Raw genomic sequence first — 20,832 nt, 5'->3', positions numbered from 1 at the left:
CCAACGTTGTCCCCGACACAAGGAGCGCGACATGAGCTTGACCGACGACGCGAAGAACAAGGCCGAGAACCTCAAGGGCCAGGCCAAGGAGACGGTCGGTGAGAAGACCAACGACCCGGACCTCGCCAACGAGGGCCGCAAGGACCAGGTCGTGAGCGAGATCAAGGGCATCGGCAACGACCTCAAGGACGCCGCCCAGAAGGTCAAGGACGCCGTCAGCCACTGACCCGTCCGTTCGTCCTGACCGACACGGCCCCGGCCGGGCCGGTCAGGGCTTGACCGACCCCGCTGACCGGCCGGTCACAGTCGAGCGCCGCCGCGTGTCCCCCGCGTGGCGGCGCTCGACTGCGTCCGGAAGCTACCCTCGCGCCTGTGGATACGAGCCCCGCAGGCGTGAGGTCGAGGTGCGCGGAACTCGCCGACCTCGGCGTGCAGTTCTTCGTCGCCGCCGCCCCCGCGAACCTCGCGAACTTCAACCTCACCCCGCTCGGGGTCGACCTCACCCCGCTGCCCTTCCTCGCGCGCGGCTGGCGTCACGACGACCTCCTGCGCCTGTGGAACCAGATGGACGCCTACGCGTTCGGGCCGCGGGAGATGCCGATGCCCAACTGGGTGCTCGTCGATCACGCGCTGATGGCCTCCGGGCTGATCATCGCCGCCTGTGACCAGGCGAACCTCGAACCGATCCTCACCCGCTTCCGGGTCGGCCCCAACGAACGCCACATCCTCGAGCTCGTCCTCGCCGACGTCCACGCGCAGGGGTACACCGGGCCGGTCCCGATCGCCGGCTACTGCGCGGCCCCGACCGCGCAGCGCGGCCGCTGGATGGGCTGGTCGATGTGCTCGGCGATCCCCCACGCCGGCCTCGGCTTCGCCGTCAAGGCGATCGGACTGGAGACCTACCGGGCCGAGGTCGTCACCGGCGTCACCCAGTACGACAACCTGTCCCTCCGCGCGCACGTCAAGTTCGGACCCGCCCGGATTGAGGCGGCGACCGTCGACCTGCACACCGCCGCCGGATCCTTCGTCTACGCGACCGACGTCACCGCCTGGCGCGCCGGTGCCGCCACCCCGGCGCGCCCGCTGTCGAGCGACGGCACCCCCGCGGTCGACGCGGGCGCGAGCCCCGGCGAACCGACGCTGCTCGTGGCCGCCGGTGACCGCGCCCGCCACCTCGAGCTGCAGGCGACCATCGATGCCGGCCGTCACCGGGTCGAGATCATCGAGCCGGGGCTGATCATCGCCGACGGCCAGTCGCTCGTGCCCGTGCGCATCACCCCCATCGAGGATGGAGTCGACCATGGCTGAACCGATCGTGCTCGCCTTCTCCGGCGGGCTGGACACCTCCTACTGCCTCGCCCGGCTCACCGAGGAGGGCGCCGAGGTGATCACCGCGCTCGTCGACACGGGCGGGATGGACGAGGCCGAACTCGCCGCCGTCGCCGCCCGCGCGAGCGAGCTCGGGGCCGCCGAGCACGTCGTCCTCGACGCCCGCGCCCGGCTCTACGACGACTTCATCACCTACCTGCTCAAAGGCAACTACCTGCGCAACGGGGCCTACCCGTCCTGTGTCGGCGTCGAGCGGATGGTCCAGGCCGAGGCGGTCGCCCGGCTCGCGGTCGCGCGGTCGGCGACCGCGGTCGCCCACGGCTCCACCGGCGCGGGCAACGACCACGTCCGCTTTGACACGGTGATCGCCACCCTCGCGCCCGGCCTGGCGATCCTCAGCCCGATCCGCGACCAGGAGATCACCCGGGAGGTCGCGACCGAGTGGCTGACCGCCCGCGGGATCAGTGTCCCCGCGAAAACCTCCACCTACTCCTACAACCAGGGGCTGATGGGCACCTCGATCGGCGGCGCGGAGACGTACGGCTCCTGGGAGTACCTGCCCGAGGAGGCGTGGCCCGCGACCCGGGCGATCGCCGACACGCCCGCGGACCCGGTCGAGCTCGAGATCGCCTTCAGCGCCGGGCTGCCGACGGAGGTGCGGGTGATCGCCGGGGCCGCCGACCCGGTGCACGAGCCGGGCTTCGAACTGCTGGCGGCGCTCAACCGCCTCGGGGCCGAGCACGGGATCGGACGGGGGATCCACACCGGGACGTCCATCATGGGGACGGGGGCGCGGCTCGGGTTCGAGGCGCCCGGCATCACGATCCTGATGGCCGCCCACCGCGAACTGGAACGGCTCGTGCTCAGCACCCGCCAGCAGAACGAGAAGGCCGCCCTCGCCACCACCTTCGGCGACCTGCTCCATGAGGGCCACTACTACGAGCCCCTGCTCGAGGACATCCGCGCCTTCCTCGACGCATCCCAGCGGCGGGTGAACGGGACCGTCCGTGTCCGCCTGCACCGGGCGAACGTGATCTGCCTCGGGGCCGACAGCCCCCACAGCCTGCTCGCGAGCAGCTCCCGGCTCGGATCGACCTACGGGCACGGGTCGGCGGCCTGGAGCGGGACGGAGGCGCGCAGCTTCGCGCGCGTCTACGGCGTCGCTGGCCAGGTAGCCAGCGACGCCGCCGGGGGCTCCCGGGAGTCCGGCGCATGAGCACCGACACCGATGCGTGGATCGCCTCGGCCGAAGCCGAGGGCTTTGACCGCATCCTCGCCGAGTACGACTGCCTCGCCACCCAGGCCCACGTGCTGATGCTCGCCCGCCAGCAGATCATGTCCGAGGCGGACGCGCGGGCCGCGCTCGCCGCGCTCGTGGAGATCGAGGCGATCTGTGTGGCCGGGGAGTTCCGCTACGAGCCCGGGTACGGAGCCCAGCTGACGCTGGAGAAGATGATCGTCGACCGGGTCGGGGACCACATCGGCTACCAGGTCCACACCGGCCGCTCCCGCAACGACCAGGTGCTGACCGCCCAGAAGCTCGCGGTGCGGGCGCGGCTGCTCGTGGTGATGGAGCGCCTCGCCGGGCTCGTCGGGGCGTTCGTCGCGCGGGCGGCGGCGGACCGGGACACCGTGATGCCCGGCTACACGCACATGCAGCCGGCCCGGCCGACGACCGTCGGGCAGTGGTGTGGGGCCTACGCGGACATGTTCGCCCGCGATTTCGACCGGCTCCGCGACGCCTACGCACGGCATGACAGCAACCCGCTCGGGGCCGCCGAATCGCACGGCACGACCTGGCCGCTGGACCGCGACTACACCCGCGAGCTGCTCGGGTTCGCGACGACGGTCGAGATCCCCCTCGACGCGATCTCCTCCCGCGGGGAGAGTGACGCGGACTTCCTCTCCGGCCTCGCCTTCCTCGCCCTGCACCTGTCGAAGTTCGCCCAGGACCTGCTGCTGTTCAACACCTGGGAGTACGGGTACGCGGTGCTCGGGACCGGGCAGGCCGCCCGGATGGGACGGCTGACGGGCAGCTCGATCATGCCCCAGAAGCGCAACCCGGACGTGCTCGAGCTGCTGCGCGGGCAGGCGAGTGAGATCTACTCCTACCTGCTGCACGCCCTGGAGGTGCTCAAGGCGCTCCCGTCGGGATACAACCGTGACTCGCGGGACACCAAGGCGCCGATCCTGCGCGGACTGGCGTCCCTCAGCGCGAGCCTGACCCAGGCGGAGCTCGTCATCGACGGGGTGCAGTTCAACGCGGAGGCGATGCTCGAGGCCGTCCGGGCCAACCACTGCATGGCGACCGATCTCGCCGAGTACCTCGCCCAGACCCATCGCGTGCCGTTCCGGGAGATGCACGGCATCGTCGGGCGGGCGGTGAAGGCGGCGATCGAAGCCGACCGGCGGGTCGAGTCACTCACCCCGGAGGAGATCGCCGAGCAGGCGGCGGTGATCGGCCTCGAGCTGACCGTCAGCGCCGAGGAGATCGCCGCGGGCACCGACCCGCGGGCCGCGCTCGCGCGGCGGGGCAACATCGGCGGGACGACCCCCGAGCGGATGGAGGCGTGGCTGGCTGACCGGCGCGAGCGGGCCGGGGAGCGGGCCGCCTGGGCGCGGGCGGAGACCGAGCGGGTGCAGGCCGCCCGGGCACGGATACGGGCCCTCGCGGAGGGATGAGCGGGCCGCGGGAGGGCGGTGGGGCCGGCGCGGGTGCGCGGGCGGGCGCGGTGCCGGACGCGGGGGCGGGGTTGGGCGCGGTGCCGGAGGCGGGCGCGGCGCTGCCGCCACCGCCGGGCACCCCGCTGGAGCTGTTTCTCGCGCTCAGCGCGATCCCGTCGCCGAGCGGCGCCGAGGGGGCCCTCGCCGGCGCGATCGAACGGTGGCTCGGAGAGTGCGGGCTCGCCTGTGTCCGTGACGGCGCGGCCGCGCTGACGGGCTCGGACACCGGCAACCTGATCGTCCGCCGGCCCGGGCGACCGGGTTCACCGACGGTCCTGTTCGTCGCCCACCTCGACACCGTGCAGGAGCCGGGCGAGCAGATCGTCCCGGTCCTCGATGGGGACGGGGTGATCCACAGCGCCGGACCGACGATCCTCGGCGCCGACAACCAGGCGGCGGTCGCTGCGCTGCTGTCGCTGCTGGCCCGGCCCCGGCCCGAGCACGCGAACCTGATCGCCGTCTTCAGCACATGTGAGGAGCGCGGGCGGATGGGCGTGACCGCGCTGGACCCGCTCGCGGCCGAGGTCGACCTCGCCTTCCCGGTGGACGGCAGCTCCCCGGTCGGGACGGTGCTCGAATCGGCGCTCGGACAGGTGCCCTTCCGGGTGCTCGTCGGCGGCCGTCGCGCCCACGCGGCCAAGGACCCCGCCGCGGGCCGCCACGCCGTTCAGGCCGCCTGTGAGATCGTCGCCGGGCTCGAGCTCGGCTGGGTCGGCGAGTCGGTGCTCAACATCAGCGCCGTCCACGGCGGGTCGGCGAGCAACATCGTCCCGGACCGGGCCGAGCTCGTCGGGGAGGCGCGGGCGTTCACCGCCTCGGCGCTGGCGGCGCGGATCGAGCAGGTGCGCGCCGTCGCCACGGCGGTCGGCGCCCGCCGGGAGGTGAGCGTCGAGGTGATCGAGATGATCGAGGAGGGGGCGCCGCCGTTCCCCCCGGGCGGGGCAGAGGTGAACCTCGCCCTCGTGACGGCGGCGGCCGACCGCCTCGGGCTGAGCGTCGTGCGTGAGAGCTGCTCGGCGACCCTGGAGGCGAACTTCCTCGCCGGCATGGGCCTGGCGACGCTGGGAATCGCCTCCGGTGGGCGCAATCCGCACTCGGTGCAGGAGAGCCTCCCCGCCGTCGAGCTCGAGCATCTCACCGCCCTGCTCGACGGGGTGCTCGCCGCCGCCGGCGAGCTGTGAATCCGCCGCGCGTCTCAAGCGGCCCGGCAGGGCCCGTGGCGCCGCGGGACGACCGCGCTACCATCGACCTCCGCGCCGGAACCTCCCGGCGCGACCGGCGGTCCGCCGCCACCCGCGCCCGTAGCTCAGCTGGATAGAGCGTCGGTCTACGGAACCGAAGGTCAGGGGTTCGAATCCCTTCGGGCGCGCTCAAAAATCTTCCGGTAATCGGCCTCTTTCAGAGGCCGATTTTCGTTTGGGCGGACCGCCGATGTGAAGGAGTACCAGCGGGGAGTCGCAGCGAGCGGCACCGATTGGTCCGATGCGCGTCTCCGAGGGGCTGTCGCGTCGCAGGCTCGGGGGGTCAGACCTCGATGCGGTCAGACAGTTCGGCGAGCTTGAACCCGTGAGCGCCGATGCGAGTCGTCGGCGTACGTGTGTGCCCGGCCGGCTATCCGGAAGGGACACCGACACAGTGGTAATATCTAGATATATGGATCTCACGATAGGTCGTATAGGGGTGGCTTCAGATGGCGGCAGCTGAAACGCTCTCTGCGCCGATGGAGCTGATCGAAGCCCAAGCGCTGGCCGAGTTGCTGCAGGCGCTCGCTGACCCCACGCGGCTGCGGATCCTCTCCGCGCTCGACACCGCATGCGTTCCCGTGGGAGCGATCGTTGAGGCGACCGGGCTGCGTCAACCGACGGTCTCACACCATCTACGGATCCTGCGCGACCGCGGGCTGGTGCGCGCCGAGCGTCGCGGGACCTACATCTACTACTGCGCGTCCAGCGAGGCGCTGCGTCCTGCGCTGGATGCGGCCTGCTCACTGCTTGACGCCCGGAGCCTGCGGTGAGCTCACACGTCCCCTCTATTGCCGCACCTGCTTCCTCGCCCGTCGCAGCGTCGCCGCTCAACTCTCCGACTCCGACATCCCGGTCGACGTTCGTGACATCACCCGCGACCCGGACGCCTTTGAGGAGATCACGGGACTTGGGTTCCGCTCACTGCCGGTGCTCCTCGCCGCGAACGGATCCCGCCGCCGCGGGGGCGCAGGTGACCACGCTGGCGATCTCCCTCGGCCAGATCCCGGTCTCACCGGAGGGCGAGACCCACACCCACATGACCAATCAAGAGGCAACGAAATGATGCAGATGGGATACGGCTTTCCCTGGCCGCTCGTGATGCTGGCCGTGATGGCGATCATGGCCATGGTCATGATCGGCCTCGCCCGTGTAGGGCTACACCGCGCGGGACGCGTGCCGCACTGTGGCCCGTCCAGTCCCAGACGCGCCGACATTGGACCAGCCGTCAGCCGCGCGGGCGCCGATCCGCTGGTCACCCTGCGAGATCGCTACGCCCACAGTGAGATCGACGCCGACGAGTTCGAACGCCGCCTGGACGGGCTACTGCGCACCGAACCAGCCGAGAAGACCCACGGGCGACGGCCATGAGCGACACTCACCCGCCCCGCGAACCCACGACGATCACCCACGCAACCCTGGCCGGCAACCCGACCCCGGCTGACGGCGCCGCAGGACTGATCGCCGCTCAGCGCGAGCACTGGCAAAGCACCCTGACCGCACGGCCCGGCATGTACGGAGCAGAGCCCAGCCAACCCGGACGCTACGCAACCGAGCGCTTCAGCGCCGAGCAGCTCACCCGGGTGCTCGAACTCGGCGCCGGCCAGGGCCGCGACACGCTCGCATTCCTACGCGCAGGCCTGCATGTGCACGCCACCGACTACGCCCCCGGCGGACTGGCCCAGATCACCGCAGAGGCCGGACCCGAACTCTCACCGCTGCTGGCGACCACCGTGCATGACGTCCGCCAGCCGCTGCCCTTTCCCGACCGATCCTTTGACGCCTGCTACGCGCACATGCTCTTCACGATGGCCCTCTCCAGCGACGAGCTTGCCGCCCTGGCTAGCGAGGTCCACCGCGTCCTGGAACCCGGCGGGCTGTGCATCTACACCGCGCGCCATACCGGCGATGCCGACTACGGAACCGGCCGCGACCTCGGCGACAACCTCTATGAGAACGGCGGCTTCGTCGTCCACTTCTTCACCCAGGCCCTCGTCGACCGCCTGGCGGAGGGCTTTGCGCTTGAGGACATCACCGCCTTTGAGGAAGGCAACCTCCCCCGCCGGCTGTGGCAGGTCACCATGCGCCGGACCTGACCACGCCAGCCCACCGCGCGCCGTTTGCCCAACCTCTCGATCAGTGCCGTGAGCTGATAACCACCATGCGCTCGACCCTGCGTATGTATCGGCGAAGGATCACGCATTGGCGCGACGCGCACCGTCGCCGGTACCGCGCCAGCTGCAGGGCACCGCGCATCGGGAGAGCCGGCCGGTACGCTCGCTCGGTGTTCGATCACGTCGGAGTGGCCGTCGGCGACTTCCCCGCATCCGAGCGGTTCTACCGCACGCTGCTGTCGGCCCTCGGGGCCCAACCGAGCTACACGGGGGCGGACATGATCGGGTGGGAGGACTTCTGGATCGGCCCGAGCGACGCGCGACACCCGGTCATCTGCGGTCTGCACGTCGGCTTCCGTGCGCCGTCCCGCGCGGCGGTGGACGCCTTCTGGCAGGCCGGAGTCGACGCGGGCCACCGGGCCGCCGGCCCGCCGGGTCCGCGAACCGCCGACCGGTCCGACCACTACGGCGCCTTCCTGCTCGACCCCGACGGCAACCACGTCGAGGCGGTTCACACCGGCCGGGAGCCGCACGTGCCCGACGGCCACATCGACCATCTCTGGCTCCGGGTCCGGGACCCCGCCGCGTCGTCGCGCTTCTACGGCGCGATCGCCCCGCACACCGGGTTGCGGACCGGCGTGCAGGAGCCCGGCCACGTCCAGCTGCTCGGCGGCGACTTCAGCCTCTCGCTCGTCTCCGATGGGCGCCCGCTCACCCCACCCGCGCACATCGCCTTCTCCGCCGCCGACAACGCGACCGTCGACGCCTTCCACGCCAGCGCCCTCGCCGCGGGGTATGCGGACCACGGCGGCCCGGGTGAGCGGGACTATCACCCCGTTACTACGCCGCCTTCATTCTCGATCCCGACGGACACAACATCGAGTCGGTCAATCACGACGGCTGAGCAGCGGACCGCCTCACGCCGACCCGGCCCACCCGCTCACGGCGACGATCTCAAACACGAGCAGACGGTCCCAGACGGCGGCCCGGTAGGGCGGGTAGCGCTGACGGAGACGGTCCCCGAGCGCGGCGGACCGCGCCGGATCGGCGGGGACCGCCAGGAGGTTCGCCCGCACCCACCACAGCCGCGTCCAGTCGACCGGGTCCCAGTGGTCGATCAGCAGCGTCGCGCGCGGGTCGCGGGCGAGGTTGCGCTCCCGCTGGAGCGGTCCTGGCCGCTTGGGCTTGATCTGATCGACGGGCACGGCGAGGTGGCCGTCCCCGTCGACGGCGTAGACACACGGCACCGCGTCCACGCCCCGGGTCGAGTGCACGGTGGCGAGGACACCGTGATCGTGGGCGAGCAGCCGGGCCCGGGCCTCGGCGGAGGTGAGCCTCACCCCACGCCGACCGCGCCAGAGACACTCAGCGTTTCGAACACGGCGCGGATCCTCGCAGCTGACCGTCCCTCGCGGCCCCACCAGCGTCCGTAACGATCCCGCCGGGCGCGCGGCACGGACCACCGGACCGCTAGGGTTATCCCCGGTGCGCCGGGAAGCCTGGTCGGCATTCTCTGTCCCTGCCCGACCACAAGGAGCGTGCTGTCTGTGAGCGAGTCCGCAAGCTTTGGGCTGGCCGTGCTCGTGGTCGCCGGCACTGGCCTCGCGGCGGTGCTGCTCAACCGGGCGGGCGAGCGCATCCGGATCCCCCTCCCGGTCGTCTTCCTGGTCGCGGCCGCCCTCGCCCGGCAGCTGATCAGCGGCCTGGGGCCACCCCCGGACCGGCTCGTGGAGCGGATCGTCAGCGTCGCGCTCGTCTTCATCCTCTTTGACGGCGGCCGCCAGATCGGCTGGCGGCGGTTTCGGGCCGCGGCGGCCCCGATCACCGTCGTCGGCGTGCTCGGCACCTTTCTCACCGTCGCGGCGACCGGCCTGCTCATCCACCTCGGCTTCGACCTGACGTGGTATGAGGCGTTGCTCGTCGCCACCGCGGTCTCCCCGACCGACCCGGCCGTCGTCTTCTCCGTCCTCGGCCGGCGTGAGATTGCCGGCCACAGCAGCACGATCCTCGAGGGCGAATCAGGCGCCAACGACCCTGTCGGGATCGCGCTGATGGCGAGCCTGCTCGGCGCGGGCGCGATCGGCCCCGGCGCGCTCGGGCATGTCGCCGGCACGTTCGGCCTGCAGATGGGAATCGGCGCGGCGGTCGGCGTGATCGGCGGCCTCGCGCTCGGCTGGCACATGCGCCACGTGTCACTGCCGAGCGAGGGCCTCTATCCGCTGCGCACGCTCACCGGTGTGCTCGTACTGTTCGGGGCCGCCTCGCTCGCCCACGGCTCAGGGTTTCTCGCCGTGTTCGTCGCCGGGATCGTCCTGGGCGACCGTCCGGCCCGCTACCGGCGGGAGATCGAGCAGTTCCACGCCGCGCTCGCCAGCCTTGGCGAGATCGTCGCGTTCATCGTGCTCGGGCTGATGGTCAACCTCGCGAGCCTCACCCACCCCGACGTCTGGGGGCCCGGGCTCGTGATCGCCCTCGCCCTGGCCCTGGTGATCCGCCCCGTCCTCGTCGGGCTCTGCCTGCTCCCCGCCCGGCTCGACCGCAACGAGCGGATCTTCGTCCTCGCGGCCGGGCTCAAGGGCGCGGTGCCGATCCTCCTGGGCACCTTCATCCTCGCCGCCCATCCGGCCCAGGCCGGACGGCTGTTCGGGATCGTCGTCGTCGTCGTGCTCGTCTCCGTCACCGTGCAGGGGAGCCTCGTCCCCACCCTCACCGAACGGCTCGGCCTCCCGACCCGCGCGCCGGACAGCGAATCCTGAAAGCGGCGTCACCCTGCCCCGGTCGGCCGGTAGGCTGCGAGCGGGCCGAACCCCACATGAGAGGAGGAGCCGCTGATGGCCGACTACGGCGTCGCACACCTGGAGGAGTTCGACGAGCTCTACCTCGTGCTGACCGGCAGCGCGCGCTTCGAGCTCGCCGGGGAGAGCCACCGCGCCCCGGCCGGCACCTTCGTCCACGTCCGCCCCGGCGTCATGCGCACCGCGTTTGCCGAGACCGCGCCGACGACGATCCTCGCGATCGGCGGCGGCCGGAGGGTGAGGCCTACCGGCCCGGCGGGTGGGAGCTGTGGTCGCCGCTGCGTCCCCTGATGGAGGCCGGCCGCCACGAGGAGCTGATCGCCCGCGCCGAGTCGCTGCTCGCCGGGGAGGTCGCCTACCCGGAGCTGCTCTACAACGTCGCCTGCAGCGAAAGCCGGCTCGGCCGCCACGCCGACGCGCTCGCGCACCTGCGCAGCGCCGTCGCGTTGATGCCCGAACTCGCCCGCTTCGCCCGCGACGATGCGGATCTCAACGCCCTGGCGGACCTGCCGGAGTTCCGGGAGCTCATCGACGTGCCGAGCACCGACAGTTCGCGCTGAGAGCCGCCCCCAGGCGGGCAGAACATCCTGCACGCGGGCACCCGCCGGATCGGCTGCATCCTCACGGGCATGGTCCGGAATGGGGCCGACGGGCTCGCTCGCCTGCGGGCCGCCGGCGGGATCTGCTTCACCCAGGACGGGGAGAGCGCCGTCGTCGACGGGATGCCGCGCGCCGACCGTGAGAACGGGGCCGCCCAGCAGCCGCCGCGATCGCCCCCGACAGCCCCGCCCTCGACGACCTGCTCCCGCTCGTATCGATGCATGAGAGCGCGTGGTTCCGGGACGTGTCCCTGTGGAGCACCCTCGCCGAGGACATCCTGCCGGCGCTGATCGCCCGGGTCGGGCCAGCCCCGCTGACTGTCTTCCGCCGTCCCCGCCCGTACCCGGTCCGCCGTCCCCGCTCGCCCTCGGGCTCGCCCTCGAAGCGGCCGGGGACCCGGGCGCCGGTCGCGCCTTCCGGGCGGCCTGGGACGCCCTCGGCCGCAGCGACCCGACCACCCTCGGCGTGAGCCTGGGTGGCTACCGCCCCGAGGAACTCGTCCATCTCCTCGCCGACAAGATCGCGCCCCACCGATGAGGGCGATCGTCACCTTCCGCGCGGCGGACACCCGCTACGGCATCGACGTCAGCGCCGTCTCACGGGTCCTCGAGCGCGAGAGCATCCGCCCGCTGCCGGACCCTCTCCCGGGCGTCAGCGGCCTGGTGAGCCTCAGCGGGCGATCGCTGCCGGTGCTCGGGCTGCTCGCCCCCGCAGGCGCGCACCTGCTCATCCTTCGCAGCGAAGGTCTCGACTTCGGCCTGCTCGTCGACGAGGTGACCGGAGTCCTCAGGATGCGTGCGAGCGACCTCCAGGCGCCCCCGGCCGGCCAGGCTGCGCCGACCGTCCTCAGCACCGTCGCCGACACGCTCCTGCTCGACCCCGCCGTCCTCACCCGTCACCTGCGGGGAGCCGCCGCCCCCGCACAGGAGGCCACCGGCGGACCCGAGCCGACGCCCCCGGGGCGGACCGCGGGAGCCTCGGCCGGGTGCTGCTCGCCGACGATTCGATCGTCGCCCGCCACGCTGCCGAGACGGCGCTGCGCACGGCCGGATATGACGTCCTCACCGCCGAGGACGGGGCCGACGCCCTCACCCTCGCCCGCGAGTACGTGCCGGACGTGATCCTGCTCGACCATGAGATGCCGATCCTCAACGGACACGAGGTGCTCGCGCAGCTGCAAGCCGATCCTCAGCTGGCGGAGATTCCCGTGATCTTCCTCACCGGGGTCGAGGACGCCGGGCACATGGCGGCGAGCCTTGCCGCGGGCGCCTTGGACTACCTGCGCAAGCCGTTCGAGCGCCGGGAGCTGCTCGCGCGCGTCGGAGTCGCCCGCCGCCTCAAACGGGTCCAGGACGAGTTGCGCGCACGCAACGAGCAGCTCGAACAGCTCGCCTTCATCGACCCGCTCACGCGGCTGTTCAACCGCCGGGCCGCCGCGGACAAGCTCGCGGAGCTGATCAGCCGCAGCCAGCGCCGCGGGGCCGCCCTGTCGGTCGTGCTGCTCGACATCGACTCGTTCAAGGCCATCAACGACACCTTCGGCCACGACGCCGGGGACCGGGTGCTGAGCGGTGTTGCCGCCCGCCTGCACACGCGCGCCCGGCGTGAGGATGTGCTCGCCCGCTGGGGCGGTGAGGAGTTCGTCGCCCTGCTCGCCGATATCGGACCGGCCGGGGCGCTCAAGGTCGCCGAGGCGTTCCGGGACATCGTCGCCAACACTCCGTTCACTGCCGCCGACGACGGGACCTCGTTGAGGGTCACCGTCAGCGTCGGGGCCGCAAGCTGGACGGGCGACGGTGCCGAGGCGCTTCTGCGCCGGGCCGACGCGGCGATGTATGAGGCCAAGCGCGCCGGTGGCGACGCCGCCCGGCTCGCCCCGCTCTGAAGCCTGGACGTGTGTACGACGCTGCGCCCGGACAGGCAAGGACGGGGGCGATGGCGACGACTCAGGGGACATGACGTGGTGGAAATGGCTGCTGCTGGGGATCCGCCCGGAAATCGGGGCGGAACGGCCCGGTGAACGGGCGCAGACCCGCTGGGGGCGCTGGTGGGAGCGCCACCCTCGCACCCTCCGGCTGCTCGCGCTGATCGCCCTCGGCTGGGGGGTGGTCTACCTCGTCTGGCGGATCGGCTGGAGCGCGCAGGGCGCCAACCTGTGGCTGTCGACTGTCCTGCTGGTCTGCGAGTCCTACGGCCTCTACAGCCTGGCGATGCTCACGTGGTTCGGGTGGGAGCGGCCCGCGGCGGTCCGGCCGCCCCTCCGCACGTCCGAGCCGCCGACCGTCGACGTGTACGTGTGTACCTATGACGAGCCCGAGTCGGTGCTCTCAGCGACCCTGATCGGCTGCGCCGCTCTGCGTCACCCCCACACCACCTACCTGCTCGACGACGGCCACCGGCCCGAGGCCGCGGCCCTCGCCGCCCAGTACGGAGCCCGCTACCTGACCCGGACCGAGCGGACCCACGCCAAGGCGGGCAATATCAACTCCGCCCTCGAGCGGACCGAAGGCACGCTCGTGCTCGTCCTCGACGCCGACCACGTCCCGCTCCCCGACACCCTCGACGCCCTCGTCGGGTACTTCGACGACCCGCGGGTCGCCCTCGTACAGACCCCGCACGACTTCTCCAACCACGATTCGGTGCAGCACTACGAGCCGGGCCGACACGAGCAGTCGGTGTTCTTCTCGGTTGTTATGCCCGGTAAGGACCGTCACAACGCGGCGTTCTGGTGCGGCTCGGGTGCGGTCATCCGCCGCGCCGCCCTCCGGGAGGTCGGGGGGGTTGCCACCGACACGATCGCCGAGGACTTCCACACGACGATCAAGCTCCACCAGGCCGGCTGGCGCACCCGCTACCACGATGAGGTGCTCATCCAGGGCCTCGCCCCCCACGACCTCGCCAGCTATCTGCTCCAGCGCGACCGCTGGGCGCGCGGGAACCTCGCCGTCTTCGGTACGCGCCAGTCGCCGCTGTGGGCCCGGAGGCTGACCGTCGCCCAGCGGCTCAGCTACTTCGGCAGCCTCACCTCCTACCTGGCTGGCCCGGTGCGGCTGCTCACCCTGGCGACGCTCGCGGCGATGCTGTGGAGCGGACAGCTCGCCCTGCATGCGACCGTCGCCACGCTCGGCCTCCTGTGGGCGCCAGCGACGCTGCTGTCGATCGGCGCCGGCAGCGGCCTCTGCCGCGGCTACCAGCGGATCGCCGACACGACCCACTTCGAGCTCTCCACCGCCGAGATCTACGGGCGGGCTCTGCGCTGCGTGATCCATCCCGGGCGGACGACCTTCCGGGTCACCCCCAAGGAGGGCGTCGACGTCGGCGGCTGGACGGCCCTGTCTCAGCTGCGCCTGTTGCTCGCCGTCGCCGGCGCGCTCACCCTCGGCGTGATCGCCCGTCTGCTCACCGACCTCGGTGTCGGGGTGCTCCCGCCCGTGCACGGGATCGCGCGCTGGATCGTCCCCACCCTCGCGCTGATCGAGCTCCGCCGCGTGCTGCGCACCCTCGTCCGGCTCGGCGGCCGCTCCCAGTTGCGCACCCAATACCGGGTCAGCCTGCACGCCCCCGTCTCCCTCACCGTCGCCGGCCTCGAACCGGCGATCCTGATCTGCCACAGCACCGACCTCACTCCCGCCGGGATCGGTCTGAGGACGGGGAGCGCGCTCCCGGTCGGCCTCCACGCTCGCGCCCTCGTCTCCCTGCCCACCCTTGGCGACGACCCGCTCCCAATCGCCCTCGGCGTGGAGATCGTCAGCTGCCGGCCGGCCGGCGACGGCTGGGCGGTCGGCGCGCTGATCCGTGACGCCGACCCGGCCGCCCACCGCCGGCTGCTCGAGTACTGCCACGTGCTCGCGCCGCTGCACCGGCTGCGCGGCCGCGAGAACGTCCCCCCGGTCGCGGAGGCGCCGTTCGGGACGGTCAGGTCTCTCCAGCCGGGTCAGGCGTCGGGGTCGGTGCCACCTGCGGTTCCGGTGCCAGACCGCGACCCGTGGGACTGGACGATCCCACTGGCGTCCGCGGCAACGACGCGTCGGGCCCCAGCTCGTCGGCCGGGTCGTCGGGAGCCGGCGCGGGTGTGACCGGGAGGGCGGGCGGCTCGGTGATCTGAGTGCGCGCCCGGCGTCCGAGCGGATACAACAGCCGCTCGGCGTGGCGCTCCTCGGTCAGCAGCTTCTGGCGGGCCCGGAGCAGGTTGAACTCGGTGATGAGCCCCTCCAGACGGGGCCGATCCTCACGGCTGAGCACGGGCAGTACCCCGAGCTCGCGCTCACACATGCGGTCGGCGACCCCGCGGAGGATCTCGTCGGCGTGCGCGCTGACCGGGGCGCTCACCATCGCGTCGGCGACCGTCACGGAGCCGTCCCGCTCGGCGAGCACCGCCGAGAAGGCGAGCACGCCGAGGAGGCGGGCGTCAGGGTCGATGACCGGGTAGAGGCGCTGGCGGCGGTGCGGTGAGCCCTCGGCGAGGGTACGACGCAGTTCGGCGAGCGGCTGCTCGGGCGTGACGGTGAACACGTCGGTCTCCATCACCTCGCGCACGAACGTCGCCTCGAGCGGATCGACAGCGTACTCGCGCATCACGTGGAAGCCGCGGCGCGCGACCTTCTCGGTGAGGATCGACCGCTTCAGCACGAGCACGCTGACGAGGTGAGCGACGGTCGCGGCGATCAGCAGCGCGAGCAGGCTGTTGGCGTCGTGGGTCAGCTCGAAGGCGAAGATGATCGCGGTGAACGGGGAGCGGGTCACCCCGCCGAGGGCCGCGGCAAGCCCGATCAGGGCCCACACGCCGGCCGTCGCCCCGGGGAGGATGTGGCCGAGGATCCCGCCGATCGCCGCCCCCATCATCAGGATCGGGGCAAGGATCCCCCCGCTCGTCCCGCCGCCCAGCCCGCCTGCCCAGATCACCAGCTTGGTGCAGAACAGCGCGATCAGCGCGCCGAGCCCGAGCCGTCCGAGCAGCTCGGCGTGAATCGAGTCATAGCCGACCCCGAGGGCGCGGGAGTCGACCATTCCACCGAGTCCGATGATCAGCCCGCCGATCATCGGCCACCACATCCAGTGCAGGTGGCCGCTGAGGCGCTTGAACAGATCCTCGGCACCGTAGACCGCTTCGGTCATCACCCAGGCGGCGAGCCCGACGACGAGTCCGACGGCGGCGGCGCCGAACAGGGCGAAGCCGTGCACCGGCGGGTGACCGGGGATCGGGAACAGTGGCTGGGGGTGGACGAGGTGGTGGGCGGCCATCACCATCCGCAGCCCGTCGGCGGTCGCCGAGGCGATCCCGATCAGGACCATCGAGCGGGGCTTGAACTCGAACGCGAGCAGCTCGACGCCGAACAGGGTCGCCGCCACCGGCGTCCCGAACACCGCGCTCATCCCGGCCGACGCACCGGCGACGAGGAGGCTGCGGCGCTGGGCCGCGGTGAGGGAGAACATCTGGCCGATGAGCGAGCCGACCGCACCGCCGGTGAGGATGATCGGCCCCTCCGCGCCGAAGGGACCGCCGGTGCCGATGCTGATCGCGCTCGAGATCGGCTTGAGGATCGCCAGCCGCGGGGCGACGCTGCTGCCGTTGATGAGGATCCGCTCCATCGCCTCGGGGATGCCGTGCCCGCGGATCTGCTCGGAGCCATAACGGGCCGTCAGGCCGACGATCAACCCACCGCCGATCGGAATGAGCACCGAGATCCAGCCGAGCGTGTTGTGGTCGGGGGAGACGAGGCTGACGCTGAGCCGGCCGTAGTAGAGGAGGTTGGTGAAGAACCCGATCATGTCGAGCAGGGCGAGGGAGATCCCGGCCGCGAGCACGCCGACGAGCACGGCGACGGGGACAAGCCAGAGCAGGGATGGGGTGGCGGTGAAGTCGCCGAGGTGTCGCTCGCTCTGCTCTTTCATCGTGACACGATGTTATCGGGCAGCGATACATCTGCCGCGTGCCGATCGCTATATACTCCAGGGGGGTATCTGTGACCCGCTGCTCACTCTCACTCTCCTGAGGAGGCCCCCGATGGCTGAGACGCTCGACTTCCACGTTCCCGGCATGAGCTGCGCCCACTGCGAGACGGCCGTACGGGAGGAGCTGACCCAGGTCACCGGCGTCGTGACCGTCCACGTCGACCTGACGAGCAAGCGCGTGACCGTGAGCGGGGAGAACCTCGACGATCGGGCCCTACGGGAGGCGATCGACGCCGCCGGGTACGAGGCGGACTGATGGCCGGCCTCCCCGGGCAGGAGGCGGACTGATGGCGGTCTCCCCCGGGACCTCCGAGTCCGGCGCGGCGACGGTCGAGCTCGAACTCGACGGCATGACGTGTGCCTCGTGCGCCGCCCGGATCGAGAAGCGACTCAACCGTCTCGAGGGTGTGAGCGCGAGCGTCAACTACGCCTCCGAGCAGGCGAGCGTCGCCTTTGACCCCGAGCGCGCCTCCGTCAGCGCGCTCATCGCCGCGGTCGAGGCTGCCGGTTACCACGCGGCGATCGCCGGACCGACCGGCACCCCGTCTGACCCGGTCGGTCCCTACCGCCGGCGTCTCCTCGGCGCCGCCACGCTGTCGGTTCCGGTCGTGCTGCTCGCCCTAGCCCCCGGGCTGCGCTTCAGCGGCTGGGAGTGGGTCGCCCTCGCTCTCACCGTCCCGGTCGTGTTCTGGGCGGGCTGGCCCTTCCACACCGCCGCCCTCACCAACGCCCGTCACGGGGCCGCGACGATGGACACGCTCGTGAGCGTCGGGACCCTGGCCGCCTGGACCTGGTCGGCGGTCGTGCTCCTCACCGGGCTGTCAGAGCCCGTCTACTTCGACACCGCCGCCCTCATCACCACCTTCATCCTCGCCGGGCGCTTCCTGGAGGCTCGCGCCAAGCGGCGGACCGGCGAGGCGACGCGGGCTCTGCTCGCCCTCCATCCCCAGGAGGCGTCGCTGTGGGAGGACGGAGAGGCCCGACCGGTGCCCGCAGCGACGCTGAGAGTCGGTGACCGCTTCCTCGTCCGTCCGGGCGAGCGGATCCCGACGGACGGCATCGTCGAGGAAGGGGCCGCGGCGGTGGACGCCTCGCTGCTCACCGGTGAGCCGCTTCCGGTGCGGGCCGAGCCGGGGAGCGAGGTCACCGGCGCGACGATCCTCACCACCGGCCGGCTCGTCGTCCGCGCGACCCGGGTCGGCGAGGCGACCACGCTCGCGCAGATCGGCCGTCTCGTCAACGCCGCCCAGGCCGGCAAGGCGCAGGTGCAACGGCTCGCCGACCGGGTCGCGGGCGTGTTCGTACCCGTCGTCATCGCCCTCTCTCTGGCCACCCTCGTCGGGTGGCTGGTGTCGGGCGCGGACGCGGCGGCCGCCTTCACCCACGCGGTCGCCGTGCTCGTGATCGCCTGCCCGTGCGCGCTCGGGCTCGCGACGCCGACGGCGCTGATCGCCGGCACCGGCCGGGGCGCCCAGTTGGGGCTCGTCTTCTCCGGCCCCGAGGTGCTCGAGCGCAGCCGCAGGATCACGACGGTTCTCCTCGACAAAACCGGAACGGTGACCGAAGGTCGGATGAGCGTCGTGGCGGTCATCGCCGGCCCGGGCCACGACACCGAAGGGCTGCTCGCCGCTGCGGCGGCCGCCGAGCGCTCCAGCGAGCATCCGGTCGGCGCCGCGATCCTCGCCCACGCCGCGGCGACCGGGGTGACCGTTCCCACCGCGGAGGCCTTCAACAACGATCCGGGCCTCGGTGTCCGGGCCGAGGTGGCCGGCCACACCGTCACCGTCGAGCGCCCCCCGGATCCCGGTGACGCCGAGGCCCGCCTCCCGGCGGAACTGCGCCGCGCCGTCGTTGAGCAGGAGGCCGCGGGACGGACCGTCGTCGTCGTCGGCATCGACGGCGCTGGGGCAGGAGTCGTCGCGCTCGCCGACCGGGTCAAGCCCACAAGCGCGGAGGCGATCGCTGGGCTCACCCGGCTCGGCCTCCGGCCCGTGCTGCTCACCGGGGACAACCCGCGCGCGGCTGGCGCCGTCGCCGCCACCCTGGGGATCGACGAGGTGTGCGCGGGCGTGCGGCCGGACGGGAAGGTGGCGGAGGTGCAGCGACGCCAGCGCGCCGGGGAGGTCGTCGCGATGGTCGGGGACGGGATCAATGACGCCGCCGCCCTCACCCAGGCCGACCTCGGCCTGGCGATCGGAACCGGCAGTGACGTCGCCATCGAAGCCTCCGACCTCACCCTCGTCTCCGGTGACCTGCGCGCCGCCGTCGATGCGATCGCCCTCGCCCGCCGCACGCTCTCGACGATCAAGGCCAACCTGTTCTGGGCCTTCGCCTACAACGTCGTCGCGCTTCCGCTCGCCATCACCGGGGTCGTCGACCCGATCGTGGCGAGCGCCGCGATGGCCGCCTCGAGCGTCACCGTCGTCGCCAACTCACTCACCCTGACCCGATTCCGGTCGAGCCGGACCGGGGCATGACCGTGCCGCCGGCTCGCCAGCCTGCACGGGAGGTGACAGCGCCGTCGACCCCGGCGCCGAAGCGCACCACGCCGGCGTCGTCGGCGCCGGGCTCCTCCCCTCCGCCCGCCGGCGGGTATGGCTACGCGCCGGAGAAGGACGCGCTCGTCAAGCGGCTGCGCCGGATCGAGGGTCAGGTCCGCGGACTGGAGCGAATGGTCGCCGATGACCGTTACTGCGTTGACATCCTCACCCAGATCTCCGCGGTGAGCACGGCCCTGGACGCGGTCGCCTTCCGGATCCTCGACGCGCACGTCAACCACTGCGTCGCGGATGCCCTCGCCGCCGGGGACCCGGACGCGGCGGCGACCAAGAGCCGGGAGCTGCTCGCCGCCGTTCACCGGTTCATGCGCAGCCGCTGATCCACGGCGATCTGCGCGCCGTAAGGTCAGTCAGGGTCGTCGACGGGAGGGGTCGCGGATGCGCGCATGGAACGGTTCATGGACAGGTGGGCGGAGGCGTGGGGCGTCGCGGTCACCGCGCCGGTTGTGGGCGGCGCTCGTCACCGGGTTCGCCACGCTGGCGGGAGCGCTTGTGACGGCCACGCCCGCTCTGGCGATCACCTACGCCCCCGTGAATCAGCCCGGACCGTCCCTCAGCGTTCCCGCTGCCCAGTTGCGCAGCGCCCTTGTCTGCACCGCCTCGGTCACCCGCGCCCGCCGCGCCCCGGTTCTGCTCGTCCCCGGCACCCTGCTCAACCCGTCCGAGTTCGCCTGGAACTGGGAGCCCGCCCTCAGCCGAGCGAAGATTCCGTACTGCACGGTCGACCTGCCCAACGACGGCATGGCCGACATCCAGATCGCGGGCGAGTACATCGTCTCCGCGATCCGCACGATGCACGCGATGTCCGGGCAGAAGGTGGACATCGTCGGACACTCCCAGGGAGGGATGGTGCCCCGCTGGGCGCTGCGCTTCTGGCCCGACACGCGGCCGCTGGTGAACGCCGTAATCGGTCTCTCCCCGAGCAACCACGGAACGGTCGACGCGAACCTGGCCTGCGCCGACGGCTGCGCCCCGGCGATCTGGCAGCAGGCGATCGGCTCCCACTTCCTCGCTGCCCTCAACTCGTACCAGGAGACCTTCGCGGGCATCTCCTACACGAACATCTACACAGACACGGATGAGGTCGTCGTGCCCAACATCGGGCCCCACCCGTCCTCGGCCCTCACCACCGGGGACGGGGCGATCACCAACGTCGCGATCCAGCAGGTCTGTCCCAACGACGTCAGCGAGCATCTCGGCATCGGCACCTACGACGCGACCGCCTACGCGATCGCACTGGAGGCGCTCACCCATGCCGGACCGGCCAACCCGGCACTCGTGCCCCGGTCGGTCTGCCTCGATCCGCTGATGCCGGGCGTCAACCCGCTCACCTTCCCGCTCGACTTCGCCACGCTCGGGGCCGGCGTCGCAGAGACGCTTGCGACCTACCCACACGTGTCCACCGAGCCGCCGCTCGCCTGCTACGTCACCGCACACTGCCCGGGCCAGCCGGCGCCCCGCACCCGCGCTACGCGAACGGTCCGCCGTCGCACCGCCAGACGATCGGGCTGAGGACCGG

The 20,832-nt window shown here is 72.1% G+C and carries 21 protein-coding genes, 1 tRNA gene and 3 pseudogenes; 23 read left to right on the top strand and 2 right to left on the bottom strand.

The window, feature by feature from the left end; all coding sequences use genetic code 11:
• Window positions 1-31: 31 nt before the first annotated feature.
• From M3M55_RS06790 to M3M55_RS17580, 11 genes and pseudogenes are all read left to right on the top strand, one after another.
• Window positions 32-226: a CsbD family protein gene (locus M3M55_RS06790; protein WP_249012068.1), complete on the top strand. Its 195-nt coding sequence runs from the start codon at window positions 32-34 to the stop codon at window positions 224-226.
• A 167-nt stretch (window positions 227-393) separates the two neighbouring features.
• Window positions 394-1,308 carry a hypothetical protein gene (locus M3M55_RS06785; RefSeq protein ID WP_249012067.1) on the top strand — a complete coding sequence of 305 codons (915 nt, stop codon included), beginning with the start codon at window positions 394-396 and terminating at the stop codon, window positions 1,306-1,308.
• Window positions 1,301-2,545, top strand: coding sequence for an argininosuccinate synthase (gene argG, locus M3M55_RS06780; RefSeq protein WP_249012066.1), 1,245 nt, complete (start codon window positions 1,301-1,303; stop codon window positions 2,543-2,545). Before M3M55_RS06785 ends, argG begins: the two co-directional genes overlap by 8 nt.
• Complete coding sequence (gene argH, locus M3M55_RS06775) at window positions 2,542-4,011, top strand: argininosuccinate lyase (RefSeq protein WP_305883321.1); 1,470 nt, start codon at window positions 2,542-2,544, stop codon at window positions 4,009-4,011. The genes argG and argH overlap by 4 nt, the downstream gene beginning before the upstream one ends.
• Window positions 4,008-5,234 carry a M20/M25/M40 family metallo-hydrolase gene (locus M3M55_RS06765; RefSeq protein ID WP_249012065.1) on the top strand — a complete coding sequence of 409 codons (1,227 nt, stop codon included), beginning with the start codon at window positions 4,008-4,010 and terminating at the stop codon, window positions 5,232-5,234. The genes argH and M3M55_RS06765 overlap by 4 nt, the downstream gene beginning before the upstream one ends.
• 114 nt (window positions 5,235-5,348) lie before the next feature.
• Window positions 5,349-5,422, top strand: a tRNA-Arg gene (locus M3M55_RS06760).
• A gap of 351 nt (window positions 5,423-5,773) precedes the next feature.
• A complete protein-coding gene (locus M3M55_RS06755; RefSeq protein ID WP_249012064.1) occupies window positions 5,774-6,067 on the top strand; it encodes a helix-turn-helix transcriptional regulator in 294 nt (97 codons plus the stop codon).
• 298 nt (window positions 6,068-6,365) lie between these two features.
• Window positions 6,366-6,665: an SHOCT domain-containing protein gene (locus tag M3M55_RS06750; RefSeq protein ID WP_249012063.1), complete on the top strand. Its 300-nt coding sequence runs from the start codon at window positions 6,366-6,368 to the stop codon at window positions 6,663-6,665.
• On the top strand, window positions 6,662-7,390 hold the full coding sequence (locus M3M55_RS06745; protein WP_249012062.1) for a class I SAM-dependent methyltransferase: 729 nt from the start codon (window positions 6,662-6,664) through the stop codon (window positions 7,388-7,390). Before M3M55_RS06750 ends, M3M55_RS06745 begins: the two co-directional genes overlap by 4 nt.
• 65 nt (window positions 7,391-7,455) lie before the next feature.
• Window positions 7,456-7,902: pseudogene (locus tag M3M55_RS17585) on the top strand (VOC family protein); the annotation flags it as partial.
• 54 nt (window positions 7,903-7,956) lie between these two features.
• Window positions 7,957-8,312, top strand: a pseudogene (locus M3M55_RS17580) (VOC family protein).
• A gap of 13 nt (window positions 8,313-8,325) precedes the next feature.
• On the opposite strand, the gene M3M55_RS17575 reads toward M3M55_RS17580, so the two are convergent.
• Complete coding sequence (locus M3M55_RS17575; protein ID WP_371878743.1) at window positions 8,326-8,682, bottom strand: hypothetical protein; 357 nt, start codon at window positions 8,680-8,682, stop codon at window positions 8,326-8,328.
• Between the two features lie 273 nt (window positions 8,683-8,955).
• Between M3M55_RS17575 and M3M55_RS06735 the strand changes: the two genes are divergently transcribed.
• The 8 genes and pseudogenes from M3M55_RS06735 to M3M55_RS06705 all read left to right on the top strand — a co-directional run.
• The gene (locus M3M55_RS06735; RefSeq protein ID WP_249012060.1) at window positions 8,956-10,164 is read left to right on the top strand and encodes a cation:proton antiporter; all 1,209 of its coding nucleotides are present in this window, start codon (window positions 8,956-8,958) and stop codon (window positions 10,162-10,164) included.
• A gap of 75 nt (window positions 10,165-10,239) precedes the next feature.
• On the top strand, window positions 10,240-10,494 hold the full coding sequence (locus tag M3M55_RS06730; protein ID WP_249012059.1) for a hypothetical protein: 255 nt from the start codon (window positions 10,240-10,242) through the stop codon (window positions 10,492-10,494).
• Window positions 10,494-10,763, top strand: coding sequence for a hypothetical protein (locus M3M55_RS06725; protein ID WP_249012058.1), 270 nt, complete (start codon window positions 10,494-10,496; stop codon window positions 10,761-10,763). Before M3M55_RS06730 ends, M3M55_RS06725 begins: the two co-directional genes overlap by 1 nt.
• 24 nt (window positions 10,764-10,787) lie before the next feature.
• Window positions 10,788-11,093: a chemotaxis protein CheB gene (locus M3M55_RS17570; RefSeq protein WP_371878742.1), complete on the top strand. Its 306-nt coding sequence runs from the start codon at window positions 10,788-10,790 to the stop codon at window positions 11,091-11,093.
• Window positions 11,056-11,340: a hypothetical protein gene (locus M3M55_RS06720; protein WP_249012057.1), complete on the top strand. Its 285-nt coding sequence runs from the start codon at window positions 11,056-11,058 to the stop codon at window positions 11,338-11,340. The genes M3M55_RS17570 and M3M55_RS06720 overlap by 38 nt, the downstream gene beginning before the upstream one ends.
• Window positions 11,337-11,924: a chemotaxis protein CheW gene (locus tag M3M55_RS06715; RefSeq protein WP_249012056.1), complete on the top strand. Its 588-nt coding sequence runs from the start codon at window positions 11,337-11,339 to the stop codon at window positions 11,922-11,924. The genes M3M55_RS06720 and M3M55_RS06715 overlap by 4 nt, the downstream gene beginning before the upstream one ends.
• Window positions 11,810-12,688 (top strand): diguanylate cyclase, encoded by an 879-nt coding sequence (locus tag M3M55_RS06710; protein ID WP_249012406.1) that lies wholly within the window; start codon window positions 11,810-11,812, stop codon window positions 12,686-12,688. The genes M3M55_RS06715 and M3M55_RS06710 overlap by 115 nt, the downstream gene beginning before the upstream one ends.
• Window positions 12,639-14,630 (top strand): annotated as a pseudogene (locus tag M3M55_RS06705) (glycosyltransferase family 2 protein); the annotation flags it as partial. The gene M3M55_RS06710 and the pseudogene M3M55_RS06705, both read left to right, overlap by 50 nt.
• A gap of 88 nt (window positions 14,631-14,718) precedes the next feature.
• Here M3M55_RS06705 and M3M55_RS06700 read toward each other — a convergent pair.
• Window positions 14,719-16,695, bottom strand: a complete 1,977-nt coding sequence (locus tag M3M55_RS06700) for a chloride channel protein (RefSeq protein ID WP_371878734.1) — start codon at window positions 16,693-16,695, stop codon at window positions 14,719-14,721.
• Between the two features lie 112 nt (window positions 16,696-16,807).
• Here M3M55_RS06700 and M3M55_RS06695 point away from each other — a divergent pair, with 112 nt between their 5' ends.
• From M3M55_RS06695 to M3M55_RS06680, 4 genes are all read left to right on the top strand, one after another.
• Window positions 16,808-17,011, top strand: a complete 204-nt coding sequence (locus M3M55_RS06695) for a heavy-metal-associated domain-containing protein (protein WP_249012054.1) — start codon at window positions 16,808-16,810, stop codon at window positions 17,009-17,011.
• Window positions 17,012-17,042: 31 nt separating this feature from the next.
• A complete protein-coding gene (locus M3M55_RS06690) occupies window positions 17,043-19,232 on the top strand; it encodes a cation-translocating P-type ATPase (protein WP_249012053.1) in 2,190 nt (729 codons plus the stop codon).
• 32 nt (window positions 19,233-19,264) lie between these two features.
• The gene (locus M3M55_RS06685) at window positions 19,265-19,633 is read left to right on the top strand and encodes a metal-sensitive transcriptional regulator (protein ID WP_249012052.1); all 369 of its coding nucleotides are present in this window, start codon (window positions 19,265-19,267) and stop codon (window positions 19,631-19,633) included.
• Window positions 19,634-19,805: 172 nt separating this feature from the next.
• On the top strand, window positions 19,806-20,825 hold the full coding sequence (locus M3M55_RS06680; protein ID WP_249012051.1) for a hypothetical protein: 1,020 nt from the start codon (window positions 19,806-19,808) through the stop codon (window positions 20,823-20,825).
• The last annotated feature ends 7 nt before the right edge of the window (window positions 20,826-20,832 follow it).

The sequence above is a fragment of the Conexibacter sp. DBS9H8 genome (assembly GCF_023330685.1).
In the GTDB taxonomy this organism is placed as follows: domain Bacteria; phylum Actinomycetota; class Thermoleophilia; order Solirubrobacterales; family Solirubrobacteraceae; genus Palsa-465.
Note: the sequence above shows the minus strand (reverse complement) of the source record. Positions and strands in the feature narration are given on the sequence as shown.